The 17,693-nt window shown below is 67.6% G+C and carries 19 protein-coding genes, 1 tRNA gene and 1 riboswitch; of the genes, 4 read left to right on the top strand and 16 right to left on the bottom strand.

What is annotated here, in order from left to right:
- Positions 1-9 precede the first annotated feature (9 nt).
- Positions 10-177: riboswitch (yybP-ykoY riboswitch) on the bottom strand.
- 392 nt (positions 178-569) lie between these two features.
- From NYP07_RS05425 to NYP07_RS05400, 6 genes are all read right to left on the bottom strand, one after another.
- Positions 570-1,088, bottom strand: coding sequence for a hypothetical protein (locus tag NYP07_RS05425; RefSeq protein WP_268148229.1), 519 nt, complete (start codon positions 1,086-1,088; stop codon positions 570-572).
- A gap of 113 nt (positions 1,089-1,201) precedes the next feature.
- Positions 1,202-1,639: a hypothetical protein gene (locus NYP07_RS05420; RefSeq protein ID WP_268148227.1), complete on the bottom strand. Its 438-nt coding sequence runs from the start codon at positions 1,637-1,639 to the stop codon at positions 1,202-1,204.
- Positions 1,640-1,668: 29 nt separating this feature from the next.
- Positions 1,669-2,334 carry a hypothetical protein gene (locus NYP07_RS05415; protein ID WP_268148225.1) on the bottom strand — a complete coding sequence of 222 codons (666 nt, stop codon included), beginning with the start codon at positions 2,332-2,334 and terminating at the stop codon, positions 1,669-1,671.
- A gap of 495 nt (positions 2,335-2,829) precedes the next feature.
- A complete protein-coding gene (locus tag NYP07_RS05410; protein WP_268148223.1) occupies positions 2,830-3,387 on the bottom strand; it encodes a hypothetical protein in 558 nt (185 codons plus the stop codon).
- 43 nt (positions 3,388-3,430) lie between these two features.
- The gene (locus NYP07_RS05405) at positions 3,431-4,423 is read right to left on the bottom strand and encodes a KilA-N domain-containing protein (protein ID WP_268148221.1); all 993 of its coding nucleotides are present in this window, start codon (positions 4,421-4,423) and stop codon (positions 3,431-3,433) included.
- Positions 4,424-4,450: 27 nt separating this feature from the next.
- Positions 4,451-4,867, bottom strand: coding sequence for a Rha family transcriptional regulator (locus tag NYP07_RS05400; RefSeq protein WP_268148219.1), 417 nt, complete (start codon positions 4,865-4,867; stop codon positions 4,451-4,453).
- Positions 4,868-5,046: 179 nt separating this feature from the next.
- Between NYP07_RS05400 and NYP07_RS05395 the strand changes: the two genes are divergently transcribed.
- Positions 5,047-5,676: a recombinase family protein gene (locus NYP07_RS05395; protein WP_268148217.1), complete on the top strand. Its 630-nt coding sequence runs from the start codon at positions 5,047-5,049 to the stop codon at positions 5,674-5,676.
- A gap of 160 nt (positions 5,677-5,836) precedes the next feature.
- Here the strand turns inward: NYP07_RS05395 and NYP07_RS05390 are convergent, their stop codons facing one another.
- From NYP07_RS05390 to NYP07_RS05370, 5 genes are all read right to left on the bottom strand, one after another.
- Positions 5,837-6,277 (bottom strand): hypothetical protein, encoded by a 441-nt coding sequence (locus NYP07_RS05390; protein ID WP_268148215.1) that lies wholly within the window; start codon positions 6,275-6,277, stop codon positions 5,837-5,839.
- Positions 6,278-6,396: 119 nt separating this feature from the next.
- Positions 6,397-6,654, bottom strand: a complete 258-nt coding sequence (locus tag NYP07_RS05385) for a hypothetical protein (RefSeq protein ID WP_268148214.1) — start codon at positions 6,652-6,654, stop codon at positions 6,397-6,399.
- A 334-nt stretch (positions 6,655-6,988) separates the two neighbouring features.
- Entirely contained in the window at positions 6,989-7,615 is a 627-nt protein-coding gene (locus NYP07_RS05380; RefSeq protein ID WP_268148212.1) for a DUF6680 family protein, read from the bottom strand.
- Positions 7,616-7,716: 101 nt separating this feature from the next.
- On the bottom strand, positions 7,717-9,420 hold the full coding sequence (locus NYP07_RS24025; protein ID WP_268148210.1) for a DUF6538 domain-containing protein: 1,704 nt from the start codon (positions 9,418-9,420) through the stop codon (positions 7,717-7,719).
- Between the two features lie 130 nt (positions 9,421-9,550).
- A tRNA-Ala gene (locus tag NYP07_RS05370) sits at positions 9,551-9,626 on the bottom strand.
- 248 nt (positions 9,627-9,874) lie between these two features.
- Here NYP07_RS05370 and NYP07_RS05365 point away from each other — a divergent pair.
- From NYP07_RS05365 to NYP07_RS05355, 3 genes are read left to right on the top strand one after another with little or no spacing between them, the layout of a single operon-like run.
- Positions 9,875-10,294 carry a rubrerythrin family protein gene (locus tag NYP07_RS05365; RefSeq protein WP_132569926.1) on the top strand — a complete coding sequence of 140 codons (420 nt, stop codon included), beginning with the start codon at positions 9,875-9,877 and terminating at the stop codon, positions 10,292-10,294.
- 40 nt (positions 10,295-10,334) lie between these two features.
- Complete coding sequence (locus NYP07_RS05360; protein ID WP_268148206.1) at positions 10,335-11,684, top strand: (Fe-S)-binding protein; 1,350 nt, start codon at positions 10,335-10,337, stop codon at positions 11,682-11,684.
- Positions 11,681-12,271, top strand: a complete 591-nt coding sequence (locus NYP07_RS05355) for a DUF3501 family protein (RefSeq protein WP_268148204.1) — start codon at positions 11,681-11,683, stop codon at positions 12,269-12,271. Before NYP07_RS05360 ends, NYP07_RS05355 begins: the two co-directional genes overlap by 4 nt.
- Here NYP07_RS05355 and NYP07_RS05350 read toward each other — a convergent pair.
- From NYP07_RS05350 to NYP07_RS05330, 5 genes are all read right to left on the bottom strand, one after another.
- Positions 12,256-12,879 carry a YitT family protein gene (locus NYP07_RS05350; RefSeq protein WP_268148202.1) on the bottom strand — a complete coding sequence of 208 codons (624 nt, stop codon included), beginning with the start codon at positions 12,877-12,879 and terminating at the stop codon, positions 12,256-12,258. The genes NYP07_RS05355 and NYP07_RS05350 overlap by 16 nt on opposite strands.
- Positions 12,876-13,094, bottom strand: a complete 219-nt coding sequence (locus NYP07_RS05345; RefSeq protein WP_268148200.1) for a DUF2788 domain-containing protein — start codon at positions 13,092-13,094, stop codon at positions 12,876-12,878. The genes NYP07_RS05350 and NYP07_RS05345 overlap by 4 nt, the downstream gene beginning before the upstream one ends.
- Before the next feature lie 80 nt (positions 13,095-13,174).
- Positions 13,175-13,969 carry a DUF2189 domain-containing protein gene (locus tag NYP07_RS05340; RefSeq protein ID WP_268148198.1) on the bottom strand — a complete coding sequence of 265 codons (795 nt, stop codon included), beginning with the start codon at positions 13,967-13,969 and terminating at the stop codon, positions 13,175-13,177.
- Positions 13,970-14,043: 74 nt separating this feature from the next.
- The gene (gene mnmH, locus NYP07_RS05335) at positions 14,044-15,099 is read right to left on the bottom strand and encodes a tRNA 2-selenouridine(34) synthase MnmH (RefSeq protein ID WP_268148196.1); all 1,056 of its coding nucleotides are present in this window, start codon (positions 15,097-15,099) and stop codon (positions 14,044-14,046) included.
- A complete protein-coding gene (locus NYP07_RS05330; protein ID WP_268148194.1) occupies positions 15,096-17,693 on the bottom strand; it encodes a [protein-PII] uridylyltransferase in 2,598 nt (865 codons plus the stop codon). The genes mnmH and NYP07_RS05330 overlap by 4 nt, the downstream gene beginning before the upstream one ends.

Here is a 17,693-nt window from a genome sequence, read left to right as displayed (position 1 = left end):
TGCGGATTCCTTGGCCGGATGAAGACGATCGACCACGCGCCTCCCCGGCCGAACCGGAGGCGCATGGTCAAAGGTCTTGCCAAGTCGTGCACCGCGCGCGCCATGGCCATGTGGCCAAGTGTGTTGACGCGAGCCACCGGACGACGTCCGGCGCGGCTACTCCCCAATGACGATGGTGGTGGAGAGGAGGAGGAACCTGAGGTTCATCCTTTGAAATTCTCCTAACCGATTGTCGGCGTTGAACTTTTCATCCTTGGCCGGCTTTGCTGAGCGTCCTGTGTGGGAAGCTCTGCGGAGCGCATTGTGGGAAAATCTTCAGCGCTCGTCAAGGCACAAAAGATATAGCTTCCAGGTTTGCCAGTGCCTTCTTGGTCCTGGCGTCGCACCAAGGCGCGGACGCTGTACGAAGCGGACTGTGCGGTCACAGACGTGGAGCCCGAGGCAGGCGTCGCTCAGGACCTGCCGCTGCATGCGCTGCGGCTGGCGACCGTCGCGCTCGTCGAATAGCGGGGCCGAGGGGAGGCGGCGGGTGGCCCAATCGCCTCCTGAGCCCCAGCATCCCGCCCGATTCAGCCCTCTCCAAGACGCCCAATCGCCCTTTGCGACGAACAACCATCTGTCGGCCACTGCTGACGCTGGCTTCCTTCTGGACTGTGCTTTGGACTCCCGTCGCTGCTCGCGGAGGACCTGCAAATGTTGGCCGTCTTCAACTCTGCTACGCGCGCCTTGAGGTAGTAGGCTTTCGCCCTGTCATGATCGCCTGCCGTATGCGCCAATGCCTTGGCATACAACCCCGGGCGGCGGTCCGGCCCGTCGAACTCGCTCACCGCCTGCGCCCACAAGGTCTCATCGGCTGCTGAAGGGGGCGCGAAGGGCGCTACCCGCTCCGCAACGACCGCCACCATGTTGCTGCCCAACTCGTCTACCTTTCCGCCTTTGCGAAACGCTCGGGCGCTGAACGAGGCCAGCATGAAGCACAGCACCAGCCAGCCAGGCCCCCTCGGAAGGACGCGCAGCTCCTCCGACATCCACCCCAGCAGGAAGATGGAAGCACCAAAGGTGAGAACGAACGCAACAACTGAACGCATATCGACACGTTACCAGCGACTGGCAACGGCATCTTGAAGTTTGGCACCGGGGTTTCACTCACTTGTCGCCTGCTCGGCCGCCTGGGTGGGATGGGCGCAGGGAGATGCCTGGATTAGTCCCAGGGCGCTGCGTCGTCCGCCAGGCTGGGGGAGCCTTCCCAGGGCGGTGGTTCCGCCGTGGCGGTGGCTTGCGGTTTGGCGGGTGCGGATGCGAGTCGGGCAGCTCGTGCTGCGGCACGGGCCCGAGCCTTACGCCGTTTCTCTGCCTCCAACTTCGCGGCTTGGCGTTCCTTGGCCTTGGCCTCCTTCTCGGCAGCCTTGGCCGCATCGCGGGCCTCTCGGTTCAGCTCGCGGAGGACCGTTTTGCGGGCGGAGGCCAGCACCTGGGTGCGGACCTTCTCGACCAGGGCTTTGTCCCGCTGCTTCTCGACCTCCTTGCAGCCGCAGCAGGCGCTGGTGTAGACAGTGCGCTGCCTCGACCCGCAGAGGTGGCAGGCCCGTTGCGCCGTGAAGGTCTTGAAGCCGGCCGCACGGGCCTCCTTGCGGGACATCGGCAGGGGGTGAATGGGCGGCTCGCTGGTCATCGCAGCGCGCCCACTGCATTGACCATCATTCGGGACTCCGTGGCCTCCAGCTTCGGCCGCGTCTTCGCGTGGTCCTTCAGCAGCATGCCGGCCTCGCCAAAGACAGCCCCGAGGTAGCCATGCAGGTAGACAACGACGCGGGGCGGGAGGTCGCGGTACACGTTGCGCATCGACCGGCGCTTGTGGTTCCAGGTCTTGCCGATAGCGAGGTGGTCGAGGCCCCGGACCTTGCGCACGAGTTGGAAGCGGAAGGCGTCGTCGCTCCTGAAGCGGTAGGGCTGGTCTGCCGCGTAGACGTACAGGGCCAGCGAGGTGGAGGCGAGGTCTTCGAAGGGGACGTTGCTGTCCAGGCGCAGCAGCTCCTCGGCAGCCCGGACCTCGTGCCGGTTACAGGCGACCCCACGGGCCTGCTCGCCGATGGCGGTCTTTGCATGGTCAAGGCAGCGGCCCCAACGGGCCTTCATGACGACCCACAGCGGGGAGGCATCGTTGGCCCTCCAGAGGCGCCGGATGGCCTCCCGGTAGGGGCCGAACTCGGTGACCTTGATGCCGGTCTGGAGCGGATGCCCGTGGCGGCGAAGGGCCAGGCGGTGGGCGTTGCACTTGTTCGACCGCCCCACAGTGGGCTGGTCGCAGTGGGGGACGGTGCAGAGGCGGTTCATGGTTGTTGGTCAGAAATGGATAGGCCAGCCGGGACACCTTGCGGGGCGGCTGTGGGGTGAAGTGGTGGAGCGGTCAGAAGGGGATGACCGAGCAGCAGGACAAGCTGCAGCGCGAGGACGGGATGCAGACCGCCAGGGGCCGGGCACACAGGCATGGAAATGCTTGGCTGTGCCGGCAGGACAGGCAGCCCACCCCAGGAGGGCCTGAAGGTTCCCTGCTATCGCAGATTGGCTTCAGCGGTCCCTGGGGCTGGGCTGCGGTGGGGAAGTAGCGAGGGTCCGACCTTGATTCCCTGGATCAATGATCCTCGGGGGTCGTCAGCGGCGCCAGCCGCATGATGGTCGGCCAGCAGGCGCGGTCAATGTTGACGGGCCGCTGCTGTGGCACCTCATCAAGAGCATGTCGGCGCCAGTCGATAAGCCGGCTGGGAATCATTGAAGGAAACAACTACGGGGAGACCTTCTTCTAGGTACTGCGTCGTTAAGGAGGGGCGGTCAGTGCGGGATGTCCGCCTCGACGATGTTCGGCGGCAGAGACCCAGAGCGGTCCTCGCCCTCGGTACGCCGGCACTGGGCATTCAGTGCCTCGGCTGGCTCATGTCTCGCAGGCGGACGCCGGTAGCAGTGCATGACCTGCACACGGCCCTGGCCGAGAACAACCTGCTTCCTGAAGGTGATGCTGGCCGCATCCATCTGGCTGAGGATGGTTCGCATGGTCCGCTCGGAGGCGAACTCGGTCCTCGTGTTCATCTCCAGCAGATAGCCGAACTGTTCGGCGTGGGCTTGGTTGCCCAGGACGATGCGCAATGCGCCGATGTAGTTCTGCGAGCAGCGGACGGCGGCGAGGGTGTCTCGGGCAATCTCGCGGAGCAACCCGTCGGAAGCCCTCGTCGTCAGGCCGGGACGGAGGCGGTGGCCCGCGCTGCCTCGGGAGCCCTTGGCGCGGCTGTCGCCTTCCCTCCGGATGAACTGCCAGGGCGGGAGCGCCAACATCGCGGCCTCAAGGTCGAACGTGTCGCGGGCACGCTGCCGTTCAGTGTCCGGCGGCCTCACGGTGCCCCCTGTAGGCGGTGCATCGCACGGAGCATGGCCGTGGTCATTGGCCTGGCTCCTTCCCGGACGTGCGCCGCCCGGCTGCGCGCATGTGCTGGGTCTTCTCCCGGGCGAGTTGCTTCAGGGTCTCCTCGACGCGGGCATCGAAGGCGGCCCAGTACGCGCCGCTATTGGGGCCGTGAAGGACTTCGGGGAAGGCCGGCATGTCGGGGCCGCCCTCCAGGGCCTCAAGGCGGGCGAAGGCTGCCGCCTGGTCGGCCTTGTCGGGGGCCAGGGAGGAGCAGCAGCGCCGCACCGCTCGGGCCTCGTCGGCAGGGTCGATGTCGGGATGGTTCAGGTGATGCATGTAGAGCTGTAGGGAGCGACGAATGACACCGGAGGCCATTGCATCGACTCCCGTTCTCGCGGGGCCGTCCCTGAGCCATCGGCGGGCGTAGGCAATGGAGAGCTTCGACGGGTGGTCGAGCTGTGCTTCGATGCGGGAGACGGTGCCCCTGAGGGCCAAGGTGCGGCGGGCGTACTGCGTTGTAGACATGGGCATGTGGACCCGTGCATCGGGCCGGGTGAGGTTGAAAAAAGGAGGGGTGCCTGGCAGCTGGGCCAGCTCCACGGCGCGGGGCTCCAGGATGTTGTTGAGCGTGCCGTGGCCTTCCACTGCCACCGACTTCAGGACCTCGGGCTCCTTGCGCGCGGCCCGGCCGGTCATGAGGGAGTCGTAGGCGCGGATGACCTGGATGTGGAACTTCGGGCTGATCCACATGGCGTAGGCGTAGACCAGCTCCTTCACCACGTAGGTGCCCGGCGTCTTGCCCCCGTTCTGGACGTTGAAGGGCGGGACCAGCATCAACCCACCTTGCGAATCTGCAATCTGGTGTTGAAGTTCCTCCACCAGGCCGTGGGTCTCCTTGCGGCGCATGAAGAAGGCCGGGAGGTCGTTGGGATTCCCGCCCGCCGCCTTGTGCAGGTCGTTGAGGCAGTAGCGGCCTGCGGCGTCTTGGCGGATGAGGCTGGAGGCGATGGTCAGTGCGGTGGTCATGATGACCACGCTGATTTCTTGGTTTAGCTATGGCCGGTGTTTAGAGCTGGGTGACGCCCCTGCCTGATGCTGAATCCCTGCCAAATCAACGAGTTGGCTAGCGATTTCCCAGAGTTCGGCAGTGGCAGCCTCCAGGCGCTCCTGGGTCTCCGCCGCCAGGCGCAGGGCGGCGGCGAAGGTCCTGGGGATGGCCGGCACGGACGCCTGAGCCTCCAGCTCCATCCAGCGGTCAACGATGCGCGCGCGAAGCTGCACGCTGTAGCCGCTGACCAGGATCAGCGACTCCCGCTTAGGAAGGGCGAACACTTTGGAGGGGCGCCCGCCCGTGGACGGTTCGACCTTTTCCTCAAAACTGAGGGAAAGTGCCTCGGCCATGAGCTTGATGTCCCGGCGGATGTTGTCGTGGTCCTTCCCGGTCAGCTCCGCAATCTCGCGGGAGGACATGGTGAGGGAGGTAGTGGTGGGGAACTGCCTGCCCGTCCGCTCTTTGCGAAGGTCGGGGTTTAGACCCATACCGAAACCTGCCGCCGAAATCGCGCCCTCGGCCCCAGGGAGCAGGTTCCGAATCTTGCGTATTCCAAAACCAGTTGCTTTCCGTATGGGTGACTGGCACGATGCCGACCATGACCAAGACCAAGAAGCCCCGCCGCGTTGCCCTGTACGCCCGCGTCAGCACCGACCAGCAGACCACCGACAACCAACTAGAGGCCCTGAGGGAGGCCGGCCAGCGGCTCGGCTGGGAGGTGGTCGGGGTGTACGTGGACGAAGGCGTCAGCGGCGCCAAGGGCCGCCAGGATCGCCCCCAGTTCGATGCGCTGCTGAAGGCCGTCACGCGGGGGGAATGTGACCTCGTGGCAGCCTGGGCCGTGGACCGCCTGGGGCGCTCATTGACGCACCTCCTGGGGTTCCTCGGGGAACTGCATGCGAAGGGCTGTGACCTCTACCTCCATCAGCAGGGCCTGGACACATCCACGCCGGCCGGGCGGGCCATGTTCCAGATGATGGGCGTCTTCGCCGAGTTCGAGCGCGGGATGATTCAGGAGCGCGTCAGGGCCGGCCTCGCCAGGGCCAAGGTCAACGGCACGAAGTCAGGGAAGGCCATCGGCCGGCCAGCGGTCGCGGCCAGCGTTGAGGCCCGCATCCGCGAGCTGCGGGCGGAAGGGCTCGACGGGAAGCCCATGGGCATGCTCAAGATTGCCAAGGCGGCCGGCTGTGGGGTGTCGGTGGTCCAGCGGGTGCTGGCGGACGCCTGACCCCAGAAAGAAAGAAGCCCCGGGGCCGGGAGGCCGAGGGCTGCAACCACTACGCTGTCTGCGCCGTGGCCTGCTCAGGGAGGAAAAGCAGGGGGCCGAAGCCCGAGGGAACTGTAAGCCCTGCCGCCTTGCTACGGGCTGACCGGCTGCGCTCCAGCTCTCAGGGCCAGGCAGACATGGGCAGGTTGGGTGTGCCGGCGAAGGCGGTCAGTGACACGCTGCGGTCCAGCTGCATCCTGTCCCACTCGTTCACGACCCGGGCCAGTATCTCGGCCTTGCCTCTGTCCATCTTGACGATGCAGTCCGCCCTGTTGACCCACACGCTGCGGAGCAGTGGCACCATCCCGGCCATCCGGTAGCGGGCCAGGAAGGGGCAGTCGCGGGCCTCGTCGCGGTCAGTGGTGTAGGACGGGCCGTCCTCGTTGAAGCCCTGGTAGCAGCCTCGCCAGGATTGAAACCATTCCGGCAGGGCACTCCACGCTCGGGACTCATGGCGCAGCATCATCGGGGCCCAGTCGTCGTAGGTCCGCATCAGCCTGACCAGCTCGCGTTTGTCGCCCTCGGTGGTGGTCCAGAACTCGCCGACCAGTCGGAGCCACATGGGACGCTCCATCTGGCCATGCAGGTTGACCAGCACAGCGGCCCGAGTGAAGGCCGTAGCGCCGAACGCCTGTAGCCTGGCGGCGGCGATGGTGGTCCTTGGGGCCTGGTGGGCGGTCATCATCCCTGAGGCTGCAGCGGGCGGTCCACCTGCAGCTCCACGCGGCCCATGCGGAGCATGAATGCGCCGGGCTCCACCCAGGCGTCCCAGAAGGAGCTGTGGTTCTGCCAGAAGAACAGGCCCGCCGAGCACTCGTGGCGACTTGCGACCACCAGTCCCGGGGCATCGCCGATGGCCTTGACTGCCAGGTCCAGCATCCACACGATGAGGCCCACGAAGTTGTCCCATTGGCCCCAGTCGTCACGCTTCAGTTTCATCATTCACTCCCTGCCGCTGTGCCCCGACAGAGGGCTCATTTCGGCGACAGGCAGGAGCACTTTGGCAAGACCTGGCCCCGCTGGATAGCCCGAGGAATCCGGGGCAGACGGGGTGCCGTATCATTGTCTGCGGCTGCTCCAGAGCGAATCGTCCCGCTTCTGGAACCGTCCCGAAAAGGGAACGATCCGGTCACATGGGCACGCATCCGGGACGACCGGCTCCGCTAGGTCATCGCGTTGGGAAACGAGTGGTGGCACGGGGGGAAGTGCGACCTCGGGCTCGTCCAGAACCCCCGGGAAAAAATTCTTCAAAATGTCCGCGCATGCCTGATGTTCAGGCGTCGTTCTCCGGCCCGCTAGCCCTGATTTTGGCTTGGCGCGCGTCCAATTCACTTTCCAACTTTTCTAAGACTCGGCCCCACCTTGCCGCGACCTCCGGGTCACCGGGAAGTTTCTCAACGACCATTGGGATGGCCTTCTCGCCACGGAAGACAGCCGCCATGCCTTCTCGAATCATGTCTTGTTCAGCCAGCACCTTTCCGTGCGCAATGGGCGTGTAGACGCCGTTCTCCAACTCAACAGGATCAAAGTGGTACCTCAGATGCGCCCCCATTTCCCGAAGTAGCGTAGTCAAAAGCTCGACTCGCTTTTCACCCCAACTTGCCGCCGTGGTGTCCTTCCCAAAATGGTTCATGTAGACCTTCCAGGCCTCCAGCACCTGCTCGGTGGCCCTGTCGGACTTGGGGAATTCCAATGGGACGGCGTTCAGAGCATTTACGTGATCGACATTTAGAGGCGTGCCGCGCGTGCGCATCAATGCATGGAAGAGTGCGCGGCGGCGCGCTCGCTGCTCCCTTCTGGCGTCCAAGAACTTCTGCACCTGAACCGCCAAAATTGGTCCCACCAGCGTCGCAAAAACGATGGCAAGGTCGGTGACCTTGATAGTCCAGTCCCATTGCACTGCCGCCTCCCTCCTCAAGTCGAAGCATTGTGCCAATAGGTTTTGAGTGAGCAACGAGCCCGGCACAGCCAGGGTCCGCGAGGCCGCCCCTTACAGCCCAGCTACTCGCGGCGCTCGGTCATGAGGACTGCAGCCACTGGCGCAGGGGCTGACCAACCCTCTGGCGGGAACACGCGGGGCAGCGCGATGCTGTCATGCTGGATCAGGCCGGCGACCTTCACCAAGTCCTCGGGGAACACCTTCGCGTAGGTCTTGCTGCCTTCGCCGCCGTCGTGCTGGTGGCCCACGTACTTGTCGATGTGCAGCGGGTACGCCTCAGCGCGTCGCAGCAGAGTCTCAACCGTGTGCCGGAAGGAGTGGAAGGTGGTGTCCAGACCCCACCCGCTGCTGGTCTTCAACTTGGAGAACCAGCTTGAGAAGGCACCTCCGGCGTTGTTGACCTCAGACACTGGCAGGACCGGGAACAGGCGTTTGTGTCCGGCCTTCTGCATGACTACGGCGTACTCGGGCAGGCCCAGCCGCACCAGTTCCACATGCAGCGGAATCGTGCGCTCGCTGGGCTTGTTCTTCACGGACTGCCACTCCTCGCTGGCGGCGATGGACAGGAACCACTGCTCACCGTCCTGCTTCAGGTCGGCCACAAGGAGCTGTGCCAGCTCGGTGATGCGGGCACCCGTGTACGCCCCCATGATGGGCAGCCAGTAGGCCGCGTCCTGGCCCGCGTTGCGAGCTCTGGGGAGCTTGTACGCCTGGAATAGCTCATGGCCGAACAGCTTGGTCATCTGCGCGGGGCTCACAGCCTGTCGCTCGATGACGGCCTCGGAGGAGCCCTCGACCTTGATGTTCGTCCACGGGTCGGACTCGATGCGCTGGCCCTCGGCCATCTCGTAACGCAGCAGTGTCGTCACCCAGCCGAGGCGGTCGCGGGCGGTGACTGGGGCCATGCCGGTGGACAGGAAGTGGTCCCGGAGCTGGAGGCCATGCTTGCGGGTCAGCTGCATCAACGGCGGGTCTCCACAGACCTCCTCGAAGATGTCCACCACACGCCCGGCCACGGACACGGACTTGGCTGACGGCTTCTTCGCCTTGTTGCACCAGAGCTGGTAGACATCACGGAGCTTCAGCGCGGACGCTGGCTTCTCGGCGGGCGGCAGTGTGGAACTGTCGGGGCCGGCGAGGGAGGAGGGCAGGCCGACCTCTGGGGGCGTATCGACGGGCTCGCCTTCGTCCCGCAGCTTCTGGCCCTTGCGCGCCTTCGCCATCGACATGGCGAACACGTAGAGCATGCGGCGGCGCGCTGGTGGGTCCTCGGGTAGGACGAGGCCATATGAGCCGAGCCAGCTTTCGGCCTGGATCGCCACGCCATCCATGCTGCGGCCCTTGATGGCATCAGGCAGCGCCACGTCAAGCTCCACCCCTGGCCCGAACTCCGGGCTACTGGAGGGCGCGGGAAGGCCCTCGACGCGCATCTCTTCGTCGGCCTCCAGCATTGACCGCCCGGCCATGGTGGCGAGGGCCTGGACCTCCTCAAGGGTCGCCACGCGGGGCGCAACGGCGGCCACAGCCTGTGGAGGCGGGGCAGGGGGGTGTGGGGCGAACCCGAGGGCGTGGCGCTCGCGCAGGAACCGGGCTTGCCAGTCCGCCCCGAGGCGGGCAGCCTGGACCTCAGCCTGGGCCTTGTTCAGGTCCCCGAGGGCCTCGGTGTGTTCCTTCTTCCCGATGGCCTCGCGCAGCTCATTCGGGACGCGGATTCGGAAGTAGTAACGGCTTCCTTTGGTGACAAGGTAGCTGGTTTTCTTGGGCACTTGGGGCACTTCCGCATTCTCCCACGGGGCCACTTTTCGGCTGGTTGTGGGAAGGATTGTGGGAAGACCAATGGGAAAAAGCCCTTTAACGACAAAGGCCCCAGAGGTTTCCCTCTGAGGCCGGCATCGGTGGTGGAGAGGAGGAGGATCGAACTCCCGACCTCCGCATTGCGAACGCGGCGCTCTCCCAGCTGAGCTACCCCCCCACGCAGAAAGAAAGTATAGCCTGAGCCTGGGGGCGCTATCGTCGGCGCCCCTCGTGGCTGCCGGCGTTCACCCGGCAAATCGGACGCCTCTTCCTGGGCGACCGCCACGGTCGTTCCCGTCGGCTGGCGCGTCAGCTGGCAGGCCGACGTTGGCATAGCGGGCTGCTATAGGGCGGATTGAAAGCTTGTATTGGCGGGGCGGCTCGCGTCGCGCTAGCGTGAGGCCCCACCCCCGACCGGAGACTGCCATGAGCCTGAAAGGAAGCAAGACCGAGCAGAACCTGAAGGACGCCTTCGCGGGCGAGTCGCAGGCCAACCGCCGCTATCTGTATTTCGCGAACAAGGCCGACATCGAGGGCCAGAACGATGTCGCCGCGCTGTTCCGCTCCACGGCCGAGGGCGAGACCGGCCATGCGCACGGCCACCTCGAGTTCCTGGAGGCCGTGGGCGACCCCGCCACCGGCCTGCCCATCGGCCCGACGCGCGACAACCTCAAGGCCGCCGTGGCCGGCGAGACGCACGAGTACACCGACATGTACCCCGGCATGGCCAAGACGGCGCGCGACGAGGGCTTCGACGAGATCGCCGACTGGTTCGAGACGCTGGCCAAGGCGGAGCGCTCGCACGCCAACCGCTACCAGAAGGCGCTGGACGCGCTGGTTGATTGAAAAATCTCCACGGGGCCGCTGAACGCGGCCTCTTTTCATCATGACCCGCGAAGGCAATCTCGAAGCGCCCACGAGGCACGCTCTCGACTGGAAGAACCCGCAGTTCCACGACGAGGAGAAATGCCTCCACGAGATGGAGCGCATCTTCGACATCTGCCACGGCTGCCGGCGCTGCGTGTCGCTGTGCCAGAGCTTCCCGACGCTGTTCGACCTCGTCGACGCGGGCAGGACCGGCGAGCTGGACGGCGTCGACAGGCGGGACTTCTGGAAGGTCGTCGACCAGTGCTATCTGTGCGACCTCTGCTACCTGACCAAATGCCCCTATGTGCCGCCGCATGCGTGGAACCTGGACTTCCCGCACACGATGCTGCGGGCCAAGGCCATCAAGTTCCGCAAGGGCCAGGTCGGCGCGGGCGAGCGCTTCCTCGCGTCGACCGACGTGCATGGCCAGTTCGCCGGCATTCCCGTCGTCGTGCAGGCCGTCAATGCGGTAAACCGCACCAGGCTCGCGCGCCGCGTGCTGGACGGCCAGCTTGGCGTGCACCCCGATGCCTGGCTGCCAGAGCTGGCGGCCAAGCGCTTCCGCTGGAGCGCGCCCAAGTCGCAGTCGCAGGTGGTCACCAACGGCGAGCGCACGCCGGGCAAGGTGGCCATCTTCTCGACCTGCTACGTCAACTACAACGAGCCGGGCATCGGCTTCGACCTGCTGAAGGTGCTGGAGCACAACGCCATCCCCTACGTCATCGTCGAGAAGGAGTCCTGCTGCGGCATGCCCAAGCTGGAGCTGGGCGACCTCGAGACGGTGGAGAAGCACAAGACGGCCAACATCGCCGTGCTGGCGCCCTATGCGCGGGACGGCTTCGCGATCCTGTCGGCCATCCCGAGCTGCACGCTGATGTTCAAGCAGGAGCTGCCGCTGATGTTCCCGGCCGAGGAGGCCGTCAAGCAGGTGCAGGACGCGATGTGGGATCCGTTCGAATACCTCGTCGCCCGCCACAAGGACGGCCTGCTGAGGACCGATTTCAAGCAGGCCCTGGGCAGGGTCAGCTACCACGTGCCCTGCCACGGCCGCGTGCAGAAGATCGGCCGCAAGACGGAGGAGATGTTCAAGCTCATCGGCCAGAGCGTGGAGGTCAGGCTCAACACCGTCGAGCGCTGCTCGGGCCACGCCGGCACCTATGGCGTGAAGACGCCCTACCACCCGGTGGCGATGAAGATCGGCAAGCCGGTGTTCAAGGCCATGGCCAAGGACGAGCCGGACTTCATCTGCAGTGACTGCGCGCTGGCCGGCCACCACATCGCGCAGGGCATGGCGGCAGCAGGCACGCCGGCCAAGGCCCTGGCCCATCCGCTCACGCTGCTGCGCACCGCCTACGGAATCGCGCCATGACGATCACCCGAGACAGCCTGATGACGCTGGAGGCCTATTCGCGTTTCCGCAAGACCGAGAAGGGATCGATAGTCGCCCACCGCCGCCTGCGCAGCGTGCGCCTGGGCGAGCACCTGAACCTGCAGTTCGAGGACGAGCGCACTATTCGGCACCAGATCCAGGAGATGCTGCGCATCGAGAAGATCTTCGAGGACGAGGGCATCCAGGCCGAGATCGACGCCTATGCGCCGCTGGTGCCCGACGGCAGGAACTGGAAGGCGACGCTGCTGATCGAATACCCCGACCCCAACGAGCGCCGCCGCGAGCTGGCGCGGCTGATCGGCGTGGAGGACCGCCTCTTCGTCGAGATCGAGGGCCAGGCGCGCGTCTACGCCATCGCCGACGAAGACCTGGACCGCGAGAACGACGAGAAGACCTCGGCCGTGCACTTCGTGCGCTTCGAGCTGAGCACGGCCATGCGCGAGGCCGTGAAGGCCGGTGCGGCCGTCAAGCTGGGCTGCGACCACACCCACTACCCGGCGCATCTGCAGATCGCGCCGGAGACGATGGCCAGCCTGGCCGGCGATCTGGCTCAGGTCGCCATGTAGCGGCCCGGCCGGTGGTTGATGGCCAGGGCCGCGTTGATGGCCGCCATGCCGAGCAGCGACAGCGCGACGCGCTGCCAGGGCACCCAGGGCAGGCCGGCGAGCAGGATGGCCGCGTCCAGGCCGGCCTGCAGATAGCCGGCGCGCCAGCCGCGCGTCTCCTGCAGCCACAGCACCAGCACGTTCAGCCCGCCGAGCGACGCGCGGTGGCGGAACAGGATCAGCATGCCGGCACCGATCAGCAGGCCGCCGGCCCCGGCCGCGAACAGCGGGTTCAGCGCCTGGATGCCGAGCCAGTGCGGCAGCGCCTCGGACAGCGCCGCCATCAGCGTGACGGCGATGACGGTCTTGACCGTGAAGGCCCGGCCCATGCGCTTCCAGGCCAGGCCGTAGAAGGGCAGGTTGATCGCGAAGAACAGCGCGCCGAAGGGCCAGCCGCTGGCGTAGTGGCCGAGGAAGGCGATGCCGACCGTGCCGCCGCTGAGCATGCCGGCCTGCTTGAACAGGGCCACGCCCAGCGCGGCGAACAGCGTGCCGGTCAGCAGGGCCTGGGCATCCTCCAGCCGGCTGTGGCGGAAGCTGCGGCTGATGCGGGCGGCGGCGTCCTTCATCCGATGTGGCCCGCGAGGAAGAACTTGATGACCCCCTTGGCCGCGAAGCCGACCAGGCCGAAGCCCAGGCCCAGCAGCAGCACGAAGGTGCCGAAGCGCCCCGCCTTGGACTCCCGCGCCAGCTGCAGGATGATGAAGACCATGTAGAGCATGAAGGCCGCGACCCCGAAGCTCAGGCCGAATTGCGCGATCTGCGCTTCCGTGTAGCCCCACATGTCAGCGCCGCCCGGCCGCCCGAAGGCGATGACGCGCCCCCCCGGGGGGCAGTGAACGAAGTGAACGTGGGGGCTTCATGTCAGTCCTGGCGACGCGTCACGAGGTCGCGGTAGGCATGCCAGCTGGCGTGGCCCAGCCAGGGCAGCACGACGACGAGGCCGAGCAGGGCCGAGGCCATGCCGGCGAGGGTCAGCAGCATCAGCAGCGCGGCCCACAGCGCGATGGGCGCCGGATGCTCCAGCACGACGCGCCAGCTCGTCAGCACGGCGCCGAAGACGCCGAGCTTGGTCTGCGGCTGGTCCAGCAGCGCCGGAATGGCGACGACGCTGGACGCGAACACCGGCGCCGCCAGCACGGCGCCCAGCGCGAGCCAGAGTTCGAACAGATGGGAGCTGTCGTTTATCACGATGAGGACGAGGAAGTCATGGGGCGTGCGCACGGGCGTGGGCGCGAAGCCGGCAATGAGGCTGGCCGAGCTCATCACCCAGCCGGTGCCGGCGAAGGCCAGCAGCACGCCGAAGACGACGAGGCGGCCGTCGCGCGGCCGCCAAGCCTCGCGCAGCGTGTGCCAGCCGGGCCGGCCGCCAAGGTCGAGCTCGCGGCTGCAGGCATAGAAGCCGGTGGCCAGCACCGGCGCGACGAGCAGGAAGCCGCTGAAGGCGCCCGACAGCAGCCAGAAGCGGTCGTGCGCGAACCACCACAGCAGCGCGCCGAACGCGGCCATCAGCGCGCCCTGGGAGAGCGAGAGCAGCGGCATCTGCCAGAGGTCCTGCCAGCCGCGCGCCAGCCAGCCCAGCGACCGCAGCAGCGGGATGGGCCGCACGCCGAAGGCCTGCGACTCGCGCAGCGCCTGTTCAGTGAAACGATGGGGCATAGCGCGCCAGTGTCACCGCAGTGCGGCGACGCGGGCTTGACGAGGCTCAAGCTCCCGCGTGGCGGCAGGGGCCATCAGGCCTGCAGCAGGGCCTGGGCGGCGGCTTTCAGCGTCCGGGCGTCGGCGGACGCGACGGGCAGCTGGCGTGCCTGCGCGAGGGCCGGGAAGTGGCCGCGCAGCGAGCGTTCGTAGCCGGGGTCGTAGTGCTCCCGCATCAGCGCGGCGAACACGCCGGCCCAGTCGCTTGCGCGGGCCTGGGCCTGCCAGGCCGCGACGCGGGCGTGGCCGCGCAGTTCGACGAGGCCGTCCAGCGCGCGGCAGAAGGTGTCGGGGTCGGCGCCGAAGTGGCCGTAGTCCTGCAGCAGCAGCTCGACGCGCGCGGCCTCGGGCATCTCGATCCAGATGCAGCCGCTGCGCTCGCCGCGCATGGCCGCCAGCAGCGCCTCGGGCACCGCGATGCGGCCGATCTTGCGGCTCTCGCTTTCGACGTAGACGGGCCGGGCCGGGTCCAGCGCGCGCAGCGCCGCCCACAGGCTGCTGTCGAAGGCCTTCTGGCTGGGCTGGGGTGCATCGGGCAGGGCGCCGAGCACGGAGCCGCGGTGGGCAGCCAGCGCCTCCAGGTCCAGCACCTGGGCGCCCTCGGCGGCCAGCGCGTGCAGCAGCCGCGTCTTGCCGCTGCCGGTGCGGCCGCACAGCACCTGCCAGCCGACGCGCGCGGGCAGCGTGGCCAGATCCTCGCGCACCTGGGCGCGATAGGCCTTGTAGCCGCCGGTGAGCTGGCGCGAGCGGAAGCCGATCTGGCCGAGGAACCAGTGCATGGACCCCGAGCGCTGGCCGCCGCGCCAGCAGTAGACCAGCGGCCGCCAGTTCTTGGGCAGGCCGCTGGTGCTGGTCTCCAGATGGCGGGCGATGTTGCGCGCGACCAGGGCCGCGCCCAGCTTGCGCGCCTCGAAGGGCGAGCTGGCGTAGAGCAGGCCCACGTCGTGGCGCTCGCGGTCGTCCAGCACCGGCCAGTTCAGCGCGCCGGGCATGTGGTCCTCGGCGAACTCGGCCGGCGAGCGCACGTCGATGATGGCGTCGTAGCGGTCCAGTTCGGCAACCGCCTCGGCGATGGTTGTGACGAAGCTCATGCGGGCAGGGAGACGGCGTCCAGCAGTTCGCTCTCGATCTGCAGCTGGGCCTTGTTCTGCTGCAGCGCCGGGCCGTCGAGCAGGAAGGTGTCCTCCACGCGCTCGCCCAGCGTCGAGATCTTGGCCAGCTGCAGGTTGATGCCGTGGCGCGCCAGCACGCGGGCGATGGCGTAGAGCAGGCCGGCGCGGTCGCTGGTGGAGATGGTCAGCAGCCAGGCGGTGGCGCGCTCGTCGGGGCGCAGCGAGATGCGCGGCGAATAGGGGAAGCTCTTGACGCGCCGCGACAGCCGCCCGCGCCTGGGCTCGGGCAGCGGTCCGCCGGCCTGCAGGGCCAGGGCCAGCTTCTGTTCCACCAGCGGCACGAGGTCGCGGTGGTGCACGTCGGCTTCGGGGCGGATGACCTGGAAGGTGTCCAGCGCATAGCCCTTGCGCGTGGTGTGCACCTTGGCGTCGAGGATGCTGAAGCCGGCGCCGTCGAAGTAGCCGCAGATGCGGGCGAACAGGTCCTGCTGGTCGGGCGCGTAGACCAGCACCTGCAGGCCTTCGCCGATGGGCGAGGGGCGGGCGCGCACGACGGGCACCTGGGTCTCGACGTGGCGCCACAGCGAGCGCGCATGCCAGGCCAGCTCGGCGCCGTCGTGGCGCGCGAAATAGCTGACGGCCAGCGTCTTCCACAGCGGCTCCTCGGTGCCGGGCAGCTGCGAGTGCAGGGCCAGGTCCTGGCGCGCCTCGGCCTTGCGGGCCTCGATCTCGGCGTCGAGGTTGATGCGGGCGCCGCCCAGGGCGCGCAGCGTGATGCGGTAGAGGTCTTCCAGCAGCTTGCCCTTCCAGGCGTTCCAGACCTTGGGGCTGGTGCCGCGGATGTCGGCCACGGTCAGCAGATACAGCGCCGCGAGGCGGCGCGCGTCGCCCACCTTGGCGGCGAAGGCGGCGATGACCTCGGGGTCGGCCAGGTCTTCCTTCTGGGCCACGCGCGACATCGTCAGGTGGTGCTCGACGAGGAAGACGCATAGCGCCGTGTCGTCGGCGCCCAGGCCGTGCTGGCGGCAGAAGCGGCGCACCTCGACGGCGCCGAGCTCGGAGTGGTCGCCGCCGCGGCCCTTGGCCACGTCGTGGAAGAGGGCGGCGACGTAGAGCAGCTCGGGCTGGTCGAACTGCGCGGCCACCTGCGAGCAGAACGGGTATTCGTGGGCGTGCTCGGGGATGAAGAAGCGCCGCACATTGCGCAGCACCATCAGGATGTGCTGATCCACGGTGTAGACGTGGAAGAGGTCGTGCTGCATCTGCCCGACGATGGACCTGAAGACCCACAGGTAGCGGCCCAGCACCGAGGTCTGGTTCATCAGCCGGAAGGCATGCGTCTGCCCCTCGTGCTGGCGCAGCATGGCCATGAAGGTTGCGCGGTTGGCCGGGTCGCGCCGCCAGGCGCCGTCCATCAGGCTGCGGGCGTTGTACAGCGCCCGCAGCGTGCGCGCCGACAGGCCCTTGATGCCGGGCGTCTGCTGGTAGACGAGGAAGGTGCGCAGGATCGCGTGCGGGTCGCGCTGGTAGAGGTCGTCACTGGCGACCTCCAGCATGCGGCCGCGGTCCAGGAACTCGGGGTGGCCGTCGAGCGGGTGCAGCAGGTCCTGCTGGGAGCCGTTGATCTGCTCCTCCAGGTTCAGCAGCAGGATCTGGTGCAGCTGCGTGACCGCCTTGGCGGCCCAGTAGTAGCGCCGCATCAGCAGCTCTGACGCGCGCACGGAGTCGGTCGCGGCGAAGCCGAAGCTCTGGGCCACGGCCGTCTGCAGGTCGAAGACGAGGCGGTCCTCGCGGCGCCCCGCGACCGCATGCAGGCGCGCGCGGATCAGCTTGAGCTGGCCCTCGTTGCGCTGCAGCTGGCGGCTCTCGAAGGGCGTGATGAGCCCGCCCTGGGCCAGCGCCTTCCAGGTCTTGCCCAGGCCTGCCGCGCGCGCGATCCAGACCAGCATCTGCAGGTCGCGCAGGCCGCCGGGGCTTTCCTTGCAGTTGGGCTCCAGCGCGTAGGGCGTGTCGTCGTACTTGGTGTGGCGCTGCACCGTCTCCAGCGTCTTGGCGCGGAAGAAGGCCCTGGCGTCCATGGCCTGCATGAAGCGCCTGGCCATCAGGCGGAACAGCTTGGCGTCGCCGGCCAGCGGGCGGGCTTCGAGCAGCGCCGTCTGCACGGTCACGTCGGCCTGCGATTCGCTCAGGCATTCGCCCAGCGTGCGCACCGAGGAGCCGATCTCCAGGCCGACGTCCCAGCAGGACGTGATGAAGCCCTCGATGGCGGCCTTGACCGGGCCGGGCACATGGGCCTCGACGCCGTCGGGCAGCAGCACGAGGACGTCGACGTCGGAATGCGGGAACAGCTCGCCGCGGCCATAGCCGCCGACGGCCGCGAGGCAGGCGCCCGCGGGCATGCCGGCCTGGGCCGACTGCAGCCACAGCGCGCGCAGCGTGTCGTCGACGTGGCGGGCCAGGTGGCGCAGCAGGGCCTGGGCGCCGGCCTGCGTGGGCCGCGCGGCCAGGAAGCCGTCGATCAGCGCCTGCTTGCCCGCCTTGAACTGCTGGCGGAGGTCGGCAAGGGTGGCCAC

The organism is Pelomonas aquatica (assembly GCF_026712205.1).
GTDB lineage: Bacteria > Pseudomonadota > Gammaproteobacteria > Burkholderiales > Burkholderiaceae_C > Pelomonas > Pelomonas aquatica.
The sequence above is the reverse complement of the archived record's forward strand: the minus strand, read 5'-3'. Positions and strand labels throughout refer to the sequence as shown.

Coding starts and splice junctions, on each gene's coding strand:
- NYP07_RS05425 (WP_268148229.1), bottom strand. CDS start 1,088: ATGCGTTCAGTTGTTGCGTTCGTTCTCACCTTTGGTGCTTCCATCTTC.
- NYP07_RS05420 (WP_268148227.1), bottom strand. CDS start 1,639: ATGTCCCGCAAGGAGGCCCGTGCGGCCGGCTTCAAGACCTTCACGGCG.
- NYP07_RS05415 (WP_268148225.1), bottom strand. CDS start 2,334: ATGAACCGCCTCTGCACCGTCCCCCACTGCGACCAGCCCACTGTGGGG.
- NYP07_RS05405 (WP_268148221.1), bottom strand. CDS start 4,423: ATGACCACCGCACTGACCATCGCCTCCAGCCTCATCCGCCAAGACGCC.
- NYP07_RS05400 (WP_268148219.1), bottom strand. CDS start 4,867: ATGTCCTCCCGCGAGATTGCGGAGCTGACCGGGAAGGACCACGACAAC.
- NYP07_RS05395 (WP_268148217.1), top strand. CDS start 5,047: ATGACCAAGACCAAGAAGCCCCGCCGCGTTGCCCTGTACGCCCGCGTC.
- NYP07_RS05390 (WP_268148215.1), bottom strand. CDS start 6,277: ATGTGGCTCCGACTGGTCGGCGAGTTCTGGACCACCACCGAGGGCGAC.
- NYP07_RS05385 (WP_268148214.1), bottom strand. CDS start 6,654: ATGAAACTGAAGCGTGACGACTGGGGCCAATGGGACAACTTCGTGGGC.
- NYP07_RS05365 (WP_132569926.1), top strand. CDS start 9,875: ATGAGCCTGAAAGGAAGCAAGACCGAGCAGAACCTGAAGGACGCCTTC.
- NYP07_RS05360 (WP_268148206.1), top strand. CDS start 10,335: ATGACCCGCGAAGGCAATCTCGAAGCGCCCACGAGGCACGCTCTCGAC.
- NYP07_RS05355 (WP_268148204.1), top strand. CDS start 11,681: ATGACGATCACCCGAGACAGCCTGATGACGCTGGAGGCCTATTCGCGT.
- NYP07_RS05350 (WP_268148202.1), bottom strand. CDS start 12,879: ATGAAGGACGCCGCCGCCCGCATCAGCCGCAGCTTCCGCCACAGCCGG.
- NYP07_RS05345 (WP_268148200.1), bottom strand. CDS start 13,094: ATGTGGGGCTACACGGAAGCGCAGATCGCGCAATTCGGCCTGAGCTTC.
- NYP07_RS05340 (WP_268148198.1), bottom strand. CDS start 13,969: ATGCCCCATCGTTTCACTGAACAGGCGCTGCGCGAGTCGCAGGCCTTC.
- mnmH (WP_268148196.1), bottom strand. CDS start 15,099: ATGAGCTTCGTCACAACCATCGCCGAGGCGGTTGCCGAACTGGACCGC.